Source organism: Mangrovicoccus sp. HB161399, from assembly GCF_013184745.1.
GTDB lineage: Bacteria > Pseudomonadota > Alphaproteobacteria > Rhodobacterales > Rhodobacteraceae > Mangrovicoccus.
In genome coordinates, this window is record NZ_JAATVU010000095.1 from 1 (window position 1) to 14509 (window position 14509).

General features: G+C 60.1%; 6 protein-coding genes and 1 pseudogene. 1 reads left to right on the top strand and 6 read right to left on the bottom strand.

Features of this window, described 5'->3' with window-relative positions; all coding sequences use genetic code 11:
- The 5 genes and pseudogenes from HCC78_RS34120 to HCC78_RS28370 form a co-directional block, all read right to left on the bottom strand.
- Nucleotides 1-177, bottom strand: a pseudogene (locus tag HCC78_RS34120) (IS1634 family transposase); the annotation flags it as partial.
- A 586-nt stretch (nucleotides 178-763) separates the two neighbouring features.
- On the bottom strand, nucleotides 764-3619 hold the full coding sequence (locus HCC78_RS28355) for a sulfatase-like hydrolase/transferase (protein WP_172332119.1): 2856 nt from the start codon (nucleotides 3617-3619) through the stop codon (nucleotides 764-766).
- Between the two features lie 467 nt (nucleotides 3620-4086).
- Nucleotides 4087-4311: a hypothetical protein gene (locus HCC78_RS28360; protein WP_172332120.1), complete on the bottom strand. Its 225-nt coding sequence runs from the start codon at nucleotides 4309-4311 to the stop codon at nucleotides 4087-4089.
- Nucleotides 4312-4389: 78 nt separating this feature from the next.
- Nucleotides 4390-5058: a sulfotransferase domain-containing protein gene (locus HCC78_RS28365; protein ID WP_172332121.1), complete on the bottom strand. Its 669-nt coding sequence runs from the start codon at nucleotides 5056-5058 to the stop codon at nucleotides 4390-4392.
- Nucleotides 5059-5587: 529 nt separating this feature from the next.
- On the bottom strand, nucleotides 5588-6628 hold the full coding sequence (locus tag HCC78_RS28370; protein WP_172332122.1) for a hypothetical protein: 1041 nt from the start codon (nucleotides 6626-6628) through the stop codon (nucleotides 5588-5590).
- A 1816-nt stretch (nucleotides 6629-8444) separates the two neighbouring features.
- On the opposite strand from HCC78_RS28370, the gene HCC78_RS28375 reads away from it, so the two are divergent.
- The gene (locus HCC78_RS28375; protein ID WP_172332123.1) at nucleotides 8445-11804 is read left to right on the top strand and encodes a DEAD/DEAH box helicase; all 3360 of its coding nucleotides are present in this window, start codon (nucleotides 8445-8447) and stop codon (nucleotides 11802-11804) included.
- Nucleotides 11805-11882: 78 nt separating this feature from the next.
- Here HCC78_RS28375 and HCC78_RS28380 read toward each other — a convergent pair.
- Nucleotides 11883-14509: DUF5801 repeats-in-toxin domain-containing protein (locus tag HCC78_RS28380; protein WP_216671350.1), on the bottom strand; the 2627-nt coding region annotated here is incomplete at its 5' end.

Consider the following 14509-nt stretch of genomic DNA (forward strand, 5'->3'; position numbering starts at 1 on the left):
GCGTCCGGCCGCGCGGTTCAGGCCGTTGATCAGCGGGTCGAGCTTGCCGGGCTTGATCTTGTCCAGCCTGCCGAGGTTGGCGACGACCTTGATGCGGACCTTTCCAGCCTCGTCGCGGTGGCCCTCGACGAGTTGCAGGTAGCGGCGGCCGCCGGATTCCGTGATGCGCGTGTACATGGACGAACAATATTCCGTCCATGTAACTTTCGACAAGGGCCATAGTTCACATGGCGTGTTACAACAAGACTTCGGCTGAAACCACTATTCCCGGTCGCCAACCCATTGCTTTCATTATGCGCGGGGAGGCGCGACTCGCCGAAATCGCAATTTAGCTGTCGAACTCCGGCCACCCGGACCGAAATGCTGATCCGGCTGGAAGAACATGGCCTCCTGGTTGCGATAGAGCGCTCGATGCTGATGGAAACCGGACTGCCTGGTCCCAGCCCAGACACGGATCCGGAAATGAGGACCTTCGGAAATAAATGGCAGCCCCTCGGGCTTGACGAGGTTGACCAGCGTGGACGCGCATCAGCAAGGCGCGAAACGTTTCCGGGCCGTGCGGCCGTTCAGCAGGACATAACCGCCCAGGAGCTGTCGCTACGCGGCCTGCTCCGGAGCTTCGGACCCAAGGCCGGGACAATTTCAAGGGGCCGCTTCAAGACCCGCACCCTGGAATTGGCCGACATCCGGTTTCCCTGGCATTCACCTGCAGATACAGACACCCAAAGGTCTCCAACTGATCCCGTTGTCCAGGACCGGCGGGCTAAACAAAAGTGAATATGCTATTGAAGTTCGCTTCGACAGCCTCCAGAGAAACATCTCTCAAAAAGATACAGTTATCTGGACTTCCGAAAAAGGAAACCATCACCCCATCCCCATTGAACGATAGAGATACATTTTCCCCTCTCATTTCCTCTCTTTTGTCAAGCCATTGTATTTTTTCGAGACGGGGGTCAAAATCCCATACCGTATCCACTCCCCAACCAGACCTGAATACGAACTGATCAACCCCCACTTCACCTTTCAGGATATCATTTCCTTTTCCGCCATTGAGAGTGTCATTTCCCAAGCCGCCGAAGAGAACATCATTTCCGCCGCCGCCAAAGAGACTGTCCCGGCCTTCATTCCCCCAAAGAACATCTTCGTCATATCCGGAAAACAGGAAATCGTCTCCATCGCCCGCTATAATCGTATCGTCCCCCAAATTCCCAAACAGAGTATCATTTCCACGTCCGCCAACAATCGAATCGTTATGCCAGCCTCCGTCAAAATAGTCATCCCCTCCCAGGCCGAATATGGTGTCGTTTCCATTGCCTCCCAAGACTGTATCACTGCCTCTGTATCCCACTTGGGCAATATCCAAGAAGAAATCATCTCCAGACTCCAATCTTACGAAATCACGGCCATTTCCTCCATGAACAGTGTCATCTCCTTCGCCTGCAATGATGGTGTCGAAACGGCTTCCACCAAAAATTTTATCATCTCCAAATCCGCCATAAATCAAGTCTTGGCCATCTTCGCCAAACAATTCATCATTCCCCAACCTGCCCCAAATCGTGTCGTCTCCCTCTCCTCCTGAAATTGAATCTTCATGCCATCCTCCATCAAATTTATCTCTCCCCCCCAAGCCAAAAATTGTATCCTTCCCATTCCCGCCGAGAACATAGTCATCGCCGTCATCGCCATCCTGATCAAAATCAATGAATTCGTCATCTCCATGTCCAAGCTCTACGTAGTCCCGGCCACTGCCTCCGTGCACCACATCATCTCCCGAACCTGACAGCACTGTATCGTTTTCGCTTCCCGCCCGAATGTAATCATCTCCGTCCCCTCCGTTCAGCTTGTCATCTCCGCCCCCTCCAAAAATGGTATCTTCTCCATCACCTCCCAAAATCGTGTCTCTTCCCGCTCCGCCCTGTATTCTGTCAGCCCCTTCCCGGGCATCCGCAATGTCATCCCCGCCCAACAAAAACAGGGCATCTCCTCCCCCGGATGAATAGATGTTATTTCTCTCATTGGTTCCCGTCAGATGCAGGGAGCCACGCATGCCCGCCCAGCGAAAATCTTCAACATTTTCCGGAATTGAAAAAACATGCATTCCGTTTTCGGTAGAGATGAAGTGCACGAGGTCGATACCTCCATTTGGGGTCTCGAATATCTTGTGCACATCGTCCGTCCGATAGATGGAATATGAATCATCTCCGCGTCCCCCCAAAGCAGATTCAATGTTTTCCGAAACAAGAATCCACTCGTCTTCACTGGTTCCAACGATGGATTTCGCTTCGAAATCAGTCAGAAGTCCAAGCCTAGACGCCTCAATCTTCGCGTCTCTTCGGAAACCACTCAAGACTTCTTGAATGCCGACATCCCCAGCATCAGTGACAGCAAGATTGTTTCTTTGCTCAACGTCAACTGACATATCGTATAATTGTTCTTCTCCCGTAATGGAAACAATGTATCTAAATGCGTTGCTGCGAAGGGAAATTGATCCGTCAAATGCGGATACCGCCAAGCCATCGTAAACTCCGCCCGGCTCCTCCAAAATATATGCCAAAGATTCCCCGTCCCGAGCCGGTCCCGGATCCCTGATGCCAGTTAGCTCAACCAAGGTAGGGAAAATGTCCATCAATGATACGGGAGCGGTGACTATGCTACCCGCCGACCCGACACTTGGATCTGATATTATCAGCGGTGCATTCGTTGCATTTTCCCAATGGACAAATTTTCCCCACGTTTCCTTGTCGCCGAGATGATAACCATGGTCAGACCAGAGAACCACAGTGGTTGTGTTCCAGGAATTTGTTTCATCCAAAGCGTCCAAGATCTTTCCGATTTGAGAATCGGCATAGCTAATGGCAGCAAGGTAGCCATGAATGGCATCAACCCACTCTCCGGCACTAGTGACCTTCACATGAAGGTTTCTCAGCCCTTCAAGAACATGTTGATAAAATAATGGAACATCATCGTAATCATCGATGGGAGTAGCTGGCGGAACAATCAGGTCCGGGTCATATAGATCATAATATTTTTGGGGAACATTCCAGTACAAGTGAGGCTTGTGGAGGCCCACCGCCAGAAAATATGGAGACACGGCACCAATGCTATTTTTTACATATTCAGCAGCCCATTCTGCCGCATTCGTGTCCGCGTGGTCTTCTTCCAGAAGGGGACCGGGACCAGAATGCCCCACCGTAGCTCCATTTCCAGCACCGGTGATGTCTCCCACGCTTGCGATGTATTCGCTGAACGCGGCGTTCAGAAAATCAATCTTGGCAGGGGAATTGTACCCTTCTTCCAACCCTCCATGAAATATTTTTCCGATCCCAATTGCATCGTATCCGGAATTCTTGAATGCGTAGCTGATGGTCTCGGTTGGATCAATAAGCTTGAAAAATATGTCGGAATTCTTTGTAACTCCCGCTTTGTAATGAGACATTCCAGTCATCGTAGACGCCCGAGACGGATTGCACGCAGGCATAATTGCATGAGCGTTGTCAAAATAGACACCACGTTCAAGCAAACGATCAATGTTCGGCGTTTGGATGGAGACGCCGTATGCGTCGCGCAAACGCACCACATTGAACAAATCGTCAACGGAAATCATCAAGACATTCTTCATTTGGAAATCCGATTCAAAGGGGTTGATAAGAATAACTTTCAGCACAGCAGACAGTATCTGAAAATTCCCCTTACTCTGGAGGGGGCGTTCCCACGGTTCACTCAACCATCTCTAGAGCTTGGATGAATTTTCCGCCCATGCCGTGCTGGATCACTCGTTGTGCCTGACTGCCTCCCGATCCCAGACCTGTCCGATATTCAATATGCAACCGTCGTGGCAGTCATGTCGACCCTTGAGGGGAAACCTCAAGGCCAGAACGAAGGGCAGGCAGAAAGCCGACTTACCGACACCGCCACGCCAAGCACGAACGAGATTGCCAAATTCCGCCAGTTCATTGCCGATCCCAGAGAACTGCAGTCAGGATCGCGACATTGGCGATAACCGCCTTGAAAGCAGTCGACTCCGCAAAACCCCAAAACGGCGCAGCAATTTCTGCCGCCCGGAAACATCTGACTTGGCGGAGGGATTCAGCCACCCCGCATGATACGCCAGACGCTTTGCAGCGGCAACATCGAGAGCATCCGCTCCAAGAGGGAGGGAAACAGATCGGAAGTTCCGTCGTGAATTTCGTCATCCGGCAGACAGACCAGCTCCCTCCTGATGGGGCGAAGGTCAATCACGTCATCATGATACTCATCGTCGAATGCGTCGACAGAAACCATGTCCTCAAGGTTTTGCCTGCGTTTCCACATGCATCTCATGCTAGCTCAACTCCCAATAGCTTCCGGCTGGCCCATTGGCGCATGCCCTGCCGCAGGCGGAATGCCGCACTAAACGGTATTGGACGTGCGCCCCAGAAGTTGGTTCAGAAAATTCCTTGCCTTACCGATTGTGTCGACAGGTTCATAGCGTCCCGGGTGAATGAAGCTATTTATTTGCCGGATTTTTCGGGGCGTGGCCGAAAATCCAAGAAACTGGGCGAGGTCCAGGATCGTTTCGTCCGGGTTCACCAACAGCTTTTCGTAGCTGACGAACAGAGTCGGCATCTTGTGCTTGAAAACGAAATCCAGGTTCTGACGTTCCGTCTTCACATGAAGCCGCAAGCTTTCCTCGGCGCTGCGGTCTTCTCGCTCCATCATACCAGCAGCGTGAGCGGCCGTGTCCCGGCTTACCACGATGAAGCGGGGATTGCGCAAATTGGGCACTACTGATGACAAGTAAGAGTGAGGTGTAGGGTGTTTCCAACCCCAAACTTGAAACTTCTCATTTCGTTCATCTATAGTTTCACGGATGTGTTCCATGCCATGGATCTTACGGAAACTGAGATCCTCCAAGTTTGCTTCCAAGCCGCTTCCAATGAAAAGACCCAAGCGTTGGCACACTCCCGCAACCGCTGTCGTTCCCCCGCGGCGCCCTCCGAAAATGACATATGTCTTCTCGGCGCACCCACTCGATGCGGCAGTTTCAAAAAGCGGCAGTGTGGTAGGCATTAAATCCATGGTCAGTTTGCTATGTCGGCTCAGTTGGTGCCTGCTGCCGACCTTGCTCCATACCTTCTACTGTTACTGTCCTATGAAAATGGCTTACAGGTGGGAAGACGGTCAACGCAAGCCGTTCCTCCGGGCGTTCAGTCGCACTCGCTCCAGTTCGTTCTGCTGTGCAGACGTCAACACGCGCCCTACCTTCATTGCGGTCCCATTCCCAGCTTGGTCCCCTCCTTGCCTTTCGGTCTGGCAAAAGCCACGCGAACCGCGCCCAGTACCAACTTTGACTGGGACGCCCCTGGAGATTATCGGAAAAACAAGCCAGTTGGACAGGCTAAACTCTCCAGCAGATACCGAAGAAGGCAGCACGCACTTCGTCGGCACCCGGTGCAATCGTTTCCCGGTCGTCACGCAGCCCCACAAAAAACATTCTGATCCTTCTGCCCATTCCCGAGTCTTTGGTGCTTTAGACCGTGGAAAGAAGAAAGCTCATCGGAGCGTTCAGTATTTGTGTCGACCGGGAAACCTAGCCAAACTTCATCACCTAGTTCGCACGGCCACCATTCCCATCATTGAAGGAAAAGGAGGTGCACAAGTCAGGGAACTTTCGCGCTGCAAGTTCAGTGTTCTCTACTTTGTAATGCAGTTGGCAAATTTTTGCGTCGTCACTGATGTAGGGGCGAAACGTTCGGTCTCCAGACCTGTATGCAAATTTGTTTATCCGTTCTATAAGTGCGGTTCGCCTTGACCGCTCTTCAGGCGACGTGGTCGGGAAGGTGTTGACTATTCGAGCGATTTGTTCGGTCTTGTCTGTGAGTGAGGGATTTCTTGCGCGACTTTCAGGCTCGACATGCCCTTTGGCACTGATGTTCAGGGACGACAGGCAACGCTCATAAAAAGCTCTGTCACCTTCAGTTTGAATAAGCTCATACGGGACGACGGCAACATTCTCCTCTCCAAAGGCTACGTCCAACTTGTTCACCACGCCCAGCCAAGACAGATTTTTGAAATCGACATTGTCCTTTTTCCAATCCGAAAAGCTGTTTTTTTCTCCAGACCTCTGAAGCCGGTGTCCATAGCAGGAGGCAATAAATTGATCCTGGCGCCGCACCGTCAGCAGAATTTTGATCTTGGGCACCTTCACTTCTTGGAGAAAGCTAATCAGTTTGTCGATGCAATCAAAACCATTTCGGTTCCTGGATGCGCCTGGAATGAACGAGTTTGTCAGCGATTCTTCGCTAATGAGAAGCCGTTCCGTTGAAACGCCGCCGAACAACCTGTCAAAACCGGAAGTGTCAGGCGTGTCATCCTTTCCGTTTATGTATCTCAGCGCCGATCCAATAAAATTTCGGCCGCGAATGTCAGAGGGAACGCGGAGATCCACCCCGCTCTTCCTGAGGTTCCAACGATTTTCCGCCAGCCAGTGCTGCAGCGTCGATGTTGCTGTTTTAGGTCCGCCGATATGCAGCATTAGGGTGTCTAAGCTTCCCGTTGGCCCGCCCAAAAAAGTCCGTCTGAGCAGGAAACTCTGGACATCTTTTGCTTTCTCGAGCCCGAGTTCGTTCCAACGGGATAAAATCGTCATGTCGTTCCTAGCTTTGCGTTTCGAGCAGATCTCTATTATCTTTCACAGCTAGGATGGTCAATGTTTCTCCTTGCCGCAGCAATGCTTCCCCTCTGATCTCTAAGCTGAAGTTATCCTCCTGAATTATCTCTTGAATTGGCGTCTCTGCTCGATTTGCTAGACTAGCTGCCATCTGAAAAATTCCTTAATGGCCCATGGCATTAAGTCTGCCCGGGTCTCGATAGAAAATTCGATACTTTAGGCTAGGGTGCTGAAGCATCCGGCCGGGAGGACCAGTTTCCCTTTTGTTGGCTGCGGCTGCAAAATTTAGCGGACTTTTTTTCGCCATGCCGTGTGGAGAATGTGGCGCTTGTCGCTTCCACGTAGCCAGTGGCCGTAACAGTCGGGTGAGGCTTGAGGTTTGCGATGTTGATTTCAGTCTGTTGAGAACTGATCCGATTTTGTCGTGACCGACTCTCCCGCAGACCGGCGTGACCGGTTTCATGCGGCGGTCAATGCCCGTCAACTAGACCCCATGATCGCGGGGTGAGCCGACTAGGTCGGCGGCCTCTCCCGCGTCATTCTCCTTCGAAGGTTGCGCCAGACGGGCTGGCGCCGAGCCTCACGAATGGGGGAGAGACCAGGTGCCGACGCGTTCGGGAAAACCCTGCCTTCAGTACTCATGGTACCGAGGCTGCAGTCATTAACCCACAAACCGTCGTTCCAGAAACTCGCAGATCGATATGCAGCGGGCCAGGCATCGAGGATTGCGGTGCGCACTCGCGTGAACCTCGAAACTTGATGGACGAATGCCCTCCAAGCTCTCGGGCAGGTCTACGGAAACAAGCTGAAACCGGCACACACCGCCAGAACGCCGCATGATGCCCACAAGGCGCTTACGGTCCAAGCTGACAAGGTCGTCGGCCATAAGGAGGAGGCTTCTACTGAAGTCCCCTGTCAGGATTATGTGCAGTTCCAGCATGAATAGATCCGTTTTCGTCTGCATCTTGCAGGACCACTCTGGTCTCTAGGCAGGGCGAACGCCGTTTTGTTTCTTCCCCTCCCTGTGCATCGTGCAAATTCCTTAACCTAGGGTTAATGGCTTGCGTGCTCGAGCGTGACTTCCTGCGAACATGACCCCGGACACAGCCGAAATGCATGTCGAGATTTTACAATGCTCTTTCAGCTGGATCTCTCATAAGAAAAGGAACCGCAATTTTTGGGAAAAATGAAAGCATTTCAGAAAATTACTTAGCTGAGAGCATGAAGTACTCCGATGTATTGCCGACAATCCAAGCTTGCTGAGCAACTGGTCGGGCAGCTGGTCTTGCGGCGGTCGTTTGCCACCGGCCGTTCGCCGCGCCAGTCTCGGCCATGGAATGAGCGCTCCTGCCATGCGCAGCCGTCATCCCCGGCTTGCAACCCAGGGGGTTGCTGCGCCGCAGCGCTGCCGCTATGTTATCGCTAGCAGTTGAGACCATTCCAGCGGTTCCTCCTCCTCCCTGAACCGCGGAATTCGGCGGCAGCCCACTCCTCCTCCCTTGGGCTGCCGCCCTTTTTCCCATCCCCCCGCGCAAACGGCCGCCAGCTGGCCTGCATGGACGTCCCGCTCGGTTCCAGCCGGACATCGCAGCGCGGTGCCCCCCGGCGTCCGGCGGAATTTCTCCGCCGGGCCCGCCGACGCCGTCCATCCCGCCGGAACCGGAATTCGCAGAAGCCGCGGAACCGCCATGATCCCGGATGCCGGGAACCTCCGGGAGGGTCCTGTGCCGGCCACACGATCCCGCGCTTGCGCCGTCCCGCTCCTGCAGGGAAAAGAAGCCCGCAGGAGGTGCCCATGACGATCAGGCTGCAGGACCATTTCGACCCGGCGACGCTCGCGCGGGGCCTCGACTATGCGCGGCGCGGGCTGGTCGTCTCGGTGGCGCCCTCACCGGACGGCATGCTCGATGCGCGGGTCTCGAACGGACGCGGGAAGGTCTACCTCCAGCAGATCCGCCTGGACCATGGCCGGGTCGCAGGCGACTGCGCCTGCCCGGTGGGATGGAACTGCAAGCATGTCGCTGCCGCCCTGGCCGTCTGGGCGGAACAGGACCGCGGCCGCCCTGCCCTTGCCCTGCCGGTGCAGGGCTGGCTCGGCCGCCTCCGCGGCCTCGCCCCGGCTCCGCCCCCGCCCGCGCCGCGCAGCGGGGACTATCCGCCAACGGTCAAGGACCGGCTGCTCTACGTGCTCGCCCCGGCCGGTCCGCAGGCGGGGCTCAGGATCGACATCCACAAGGGACGGATCAACGCGGCCGGGACCGCGCTCAACAAGTCCATCCGGCGCTACGATGCGATGCAGATCCTGCGCAATCCCGCCCCCGCGCAATTCGTCCGACCCGCTGATCTCGAGCTGCTGCCCGAGCTCGCCCGGGCACGGCTCTGGGAGGTCTCCTGGGGCTACGGCTACGGCCTGCCCGAGCCGCTGCGCCCCCGCGGAGACGACCTTGCCGCGCTGGTCCGGCGGCTCTGCGCCACCGGGCGCTTCCTGCATGGCGCCCTGCCCGATGCGCAGCTCGGCTGGTCGGAGGACCGGCCGGAGGCACGGCTGGACTGGCGGATGGAGACCGACGGCCGCCAGCGGCTGGTCTTCGCGGGGAAGGCCGGAGCCCCGCTCGACCTGCGCAGCCTCGGCGGGACGACGCTCTGGGTCGATGCCGCCGCCGGACGGATCGGCTGCCTGGACCGGTCGATCCAGGAAGAGGTGCTGCAACTGGTGCAATCGAGCCCCCGCATCGTCCCGGAGGAGGCAGCCGCGCTCGGCACGGCGCTGCCGGAAACCCTCGGCGGCGCCGCCCTGCCCCGCCCCCGCACGGTGCGCCAGGCCCTGCGCGCGGCGCGGCAGCGCTTCGCCCGGCTGACCCTCGGCGCCGAGACCGCCCGGGAAGACCACCGCCGCTACGGCCATTCCGTCGAGCTCCCGGTGCTGACCCTGCGCTTCGTCTATGACGGGCAGGAGGTCTGGGAGGGCGATGCCGATCCGCGCCTGGCCGAGGACGGCACGATCGTGACCATCGCCCGCGACCATGGCTGGGAAGCCGCCTGCGCCGGCCGGCTGATGCGGGCGGGCGCCCTGCCGGTGGAGGAGATGGAGCTGCACTGGCCCGGGGACCGCATGGCCGAGTGCGATTTCGTCTTCGCCGAGGGCGAGATCAACATGCATGCGGAGGATCTCTCCGGCAGGCACGGCGCGCTGGACTTCGCCTTCCGCGAGCTGCCCGCTCTGCGCCGGGACGGATGGGAGATCGTCGAGACCCGGAAATGGCCCTATCGCCTGAGCAGCGAGGCGCCGGTGCTGTCGGTCTCGACGCAGGGCGAGGCGGGAGAGGCCTTCCAGGGAAATGACTGGTTCTCGCTGGGCTTCCGCGCCGAGATCGGCGGGCGCGAAGTCGATGTCGCGCCGCTCATCGCGGCCTTCCTCGAACAGGCCCGCACGGATTGGGAGGACCTTCCCGATGCGGCGGCGCTGGCGGAGCATCTTGCCGCCCGCCCGGTCTATCTCGACCGCGGCAAGGACGGCTATGTCGCGCTTAACCTCGCCCCGCTCGCGCCGCTCCTGCACCTGTTCCTGTCGCACCATGCCGAGCTGGGCGCGCTGCACCCCTCGGACGCGGAGACCGCCCGGCTGGCCGAAGAGGCGCTGGAGGGCAGCTCCGTCCGCTTTGCCGACCATGCCGGGATCCTGCCGCTGGCACGGAGCCTGCAGGCCCTCGCAGCGGCGGAAAGCTTCCGCCCGCCCGGAGGGCTGGAGGCGGAGCTGCGCGGCTACCAGGCCCGCGGGGCCGCCTGGATGGGCAGCCTGCTCGCGGCCGGGTTCGGCGGCATCCTCGCCGACGACATGGGGCTGGGCAAGACCGTGCAGACGCTGGCGCTGCTGCTCGCGCGGAAGGAAGCCGGGGCGGCGGGCCCTGCCCTGCTGATCGTGCCGACGAGCCTCGTCCACGGCTGGCAGTCCCAGGCGGCGCAGTTCGCGCCCGGGCTGCGGCTCGTCACCCTGCACGGGCCGGACCGCGCCGCCCGGCGGGAGGCGGCGGAGGAGGCCGACCTGGTGCTGACGACCTATCCCCTGCTGGCCCGGGACCGCAGCTGGCTGGCGGCGCGGGACTGGCCGCTGGCGATCCTCGACGAGGCCCAGACCCTGAAGAACCCCGCCGCGCAGACGGCGAAGGCGCTGCGCGAGATCCCCGCGGAGGGGCGCCTGGCGCTGACCGGCACGCCCCTGGAGAACTCGCTGGCCGATCTCTGGACCCTCGCCGACTGGGTCAATCCCGGGCTCCTCGGAGACCGCAAGACGTTCCAGAAGCTCTTCCGCACCCCGATCGAGAAGCAGGGCGACCGGGCGGCGCAGGCAAGGCTGAACCGGCGGCTGCGGCCGTTCCTGCTGCGCCGGACCAAGGAACAGGTCGCCGCCGAGCTGCCGCCCAAGACCGAGATCCTCGAGCGGGTGGAGCTGCCGAAGCCGCAGCAGGCGCTCTACGAGACGGTGCGCAGCGCGATGGATGCCCGCGTGCGCGAGGCGATTGCCGCCCGCGGCCTGGCCGCCGCCCGGATCACGGTGCTCGACGCGCTGCTGAAGCTGCGGCAGGTCTGCTGCGACCCGGCGCTGGTCAAGACGGAAGCGGCGCGCTCCGTCAGCGAAAGCGCCAAGCGCGCCCGGCTGCGCGAGCTCCTGGCCGAGCTCGTGGCAGAGGGCCGCCGGGTACTGGTCTTCTCGCAATTCGTGGAAATGCTGCGCCTGATCGAGGCGGATATGGCGGCGGCGGGCATCACCTCGCTCTCGCTCACCGGCGGGACACGCGACCGCGCCGCGGTGCTCGGCGCCTTCGCCCGGGGGGACGCGCCGGTCTTCCTGCTCAGCCTCAAGGCGGGCGGGGTCGGGCTGACCCTGACGGAGGCGGACACGGTGATCCTCTGCGACCCGTGGTGGAACCCCGCCGTCGAGCGCCAGGCAATGGACCGCGCCCACCGGATCGGCCAGACAAGGCCTGTCTTCATCCACAGGCTGGTGGCGGCCGGAACGGTGGAGGAGAAGATCCTCGAGATGCAGGTCCGCAAGCAGGCCCTGGCCGACGCGCTCTTCGAGGACGGTGCAGGAGGCACGGACGCGCTGCTCGACGAAGCCGCCCTGCAGGACCTCTTCGCCCCGCTGGCGCCCTGACGGGTCCGGGGTGCCCGGCCTCTCACGCTGCGGGCAGGTCCGCCAGGACCTGCCCTGCTTCTTCCTGCCGGGACCGGGTCAGGCCATGAAGAGTCCGTCGCCGTTTCCGTCCACCCAGTTCGAGAACGTGTCCTCGACCCAGTCGCCGTCGCCGTCGGACGCGCGGACGGTGGTCTCGAAGGCGAAGTCCGGGGCATCCAGCCGTTCGTAGAGCGACAGCTCCCGCAGCCGCATCCCGACATCGGCGGAATACTCGATCAGCAGGTAGGCCTCGTCGAAATCGACCCCGGGCTGGAACTCGATCGGGACTTCCGGATTCGTCGGGTTCTTCGGCAGCGGCTGGTCGGAGATGGTCTCGTCCCAGACCTGGATGCCGTCGTCGTAAGCGACGATGCGGATGTCGAAGGTCTGGTTCGAGGCCCCGCCGGTGGCGCCGTCGAACACCGCGAGGAATCCTGCAATGTCCCGCGACTGGTCCGGGAAGGTGTTCGGATCGGCCTCGGGCTCGAAGAAGCTGAGCTTGAAGTGCTCGAACTGGTCGATCTGGTTGTCCTTGACCCCGGCACCCTGCTTGCTGACATTCGGATCGTCGAGATCGCTCGCCAGCAGGTTTCCGGCATTGTAGAGGCTGACCGCGTCGGAAGCGAAGATGTCGTCCCCGGCATAGGTCAGGAAGCCGTCGAACTCGACCCAGGTATTGTCGCCGCGCACCACCTCGTATTCGGACGGGCCGCCCGGCACGGTGTTCGAGAAGTCGAGCGGCGACAGCACGAGCGGCGCATCCGACAGCACGTCGAAGCGCACGCTTCCCGTCCCGCTGCCGTCGAGCGTGATGCTGAACAGGTCCTCGATGGCCGACGCATAGGTGAGCACCGTTCCGTCCGGGGACAGGGTCTCCGAGATCGGCCCGATGATCGTGTCGTCCGCAAGGCTTGTCCAGGACTGGATCGTGAAGCTGCCCGCGCCGTCATTGCCGTAGTCCAGGAAGCCCGAATCCTCGGAATATGCGCCATCGGTCCAAGCCAGCAGCGGCCCGTCGGCAATGGCAGGCGAGATGCCCGGCCCGTCGTCGAAGAAGGCAAAGGCATCGGTGATGTCGACGCTGGCGCTGGCCGTGTCGCTCGCACCGTCATCGCCGTCCTTCACCGTCAGCGACAGGCTGATCGAAGCAAGCGAGGCAGCGAGGGTCGCGGGATCGTCGGCCAGCCCGGTCACTCCGTCCTCGAAGGGATCCAGCGGATTGTCGTGATGGATCGACCGGTCCTGCTCCAGTTCCAGGACCACCGAGCCCAGATCGGCATCCGAGGAGTCGATGGAAATCGTGAAGGCGACGAGGTCGGAGACCGCAGTATAGCCCTCGACCATCCCGCCGCTGTAGCGCAGCAGGATGTCCTCGCCGGTCAGCGTGTCGACCAGCCCGCTGTCATCGCCGCCGCTGGTGTCGAGGCCGAGCGCATAGACCGCCGCATCGGCATCCGCGCCGTTGTCGTCATCGTCCTTCGGCCCGTCCTTGCCGTAGCTGAAGGTGAAGAGCCCGCCGAAATCGGCGCTGTCGGTGTCGCCCGGAACATTCGTGTCGTCGGTCTCCAGGACCGGCACCGCCGCACCGGTCGCCGTCACTTCGGGCCCGTCATCCCTGAAGGCGAAGGCATGGCCGATATTGGCGACGCCGGACGCGGTATCGCCGGCGCCGTCATCACCGTCGGTGGCGGTCGCGGTCAGGGTGATCAGCCCGGCCGCAGCGAGGGTCGCCGGGCTGGCGGATTCGTCGTCATCGAGCGGATCGCCATGCTCGACCGAGCGATCCTGCTCCTGGGTCACGACACCGGTGTTGGCATCGACCGAGATCGAAAAGGCGACCTCCGCCGGGTCTCCGGCCAGGTAGCCCTCGATCAGCGTGTCGCTGATCTTGCGCAGCAGGATGTCGTCGCCGGTCAGAGAATCGTTGAGCCCGCTGTCGGCGTCCGGTGCGGAGATGCCAAGGGCATAGGTCACCGCATCGGCATCCTCGGTCTCGTCGTCATTCTCGTCCTTCGGCCCGTCGGCGCCGAAATCGACCGTGAAGATATCGGCGAAGCTGGTGCTGGCGGTATCATCCGGCGTGTTGGTGTCGTCGGTCACCAGCGTCGGGATCTCGCCGTCGGCAGAGACGCTCGGCCCGTCATCCCTGAAGGTGAAGGCATGGCCGATATTGGCGACGCCGGACGCGGTATCGCCGGCGCCGTCATCACCGTCGGTGGCGGTCGCGGTCAGGGTGATCAGCCCGGCCGCGGCGAGGGTCGCCGGGCTGGCGGATTCGTCGTCATCGAGCGGATCGCCATGCTCGACCGAGCGATCCTGCTCCTGGGTCACGACACCGGTGTTGGCATCGACCGAGATCGAGAAGGCGACCTCCGCCGGGTCTCCGGCCAGGTAGCCCTCGATCAGCGTGTCGCTGATCTTGCGCAGCAGGATGTCGTCGCCGGTCAGAGAATCGTTGAGCCCGCTGTCGGCGTCCGGTGCGGAGATGCCAAGGGCATAGGTCACCGCATCGGCATCCTCGGTCTCGTCGTCATTCTCGTCCTTCGGCCCGTCGGCGCCGAAATCGACCGTGAAGATATCGGCGAAGCTGGTGCTGGCGGTATCATCCGGCGTGTTGGTGTCGTCGGTCACCAGCGTCGGGATCTCGCCGTCGGCAGAGACGCTCGGCCCGTCATCCCTGAAAG

Excerpts from the sequence above, each read along its gene's own strand:
- HCC78_RS28355 (WP_172332119.1), bottom strand. The coding sequence starts at position 3,619 with ATGAAGAATGTCTTGATGATTTCCGTTGACGATTTGTTCAATGTGGTG.
- HCC78_RS28360 (WP_172332120.1), bottom strand. The coding sequence starts at position 4,311 with ATGTGGAAACGCAGGCAAAACCTTGAGGACATGGTTTCTGTCGACGCA.
- HCC78_RS28365 (WP_172332121.1), bottom strand. The coding sequence starts at position 5,058 with ATGGATTTAATGCCTACCACACTGCCGCTTTTTGAAACTGCCGCATCG.
- HCC78_RS28370 (WP_172332122.1), bottom strand. The coding sequence starts at position 6,628 with ATGACGATTTTATCCCGTTGGAACGAACTCGGGCTCGAGAAAGCAAAA.
- HCC78_RS28375 (WP_172332123.1), top strand. The coding sequence starts at position 8,445 with ATGACGATCAGGCTGCAGGACCATTTCGACCCGGCGACGCTCGCGCGG.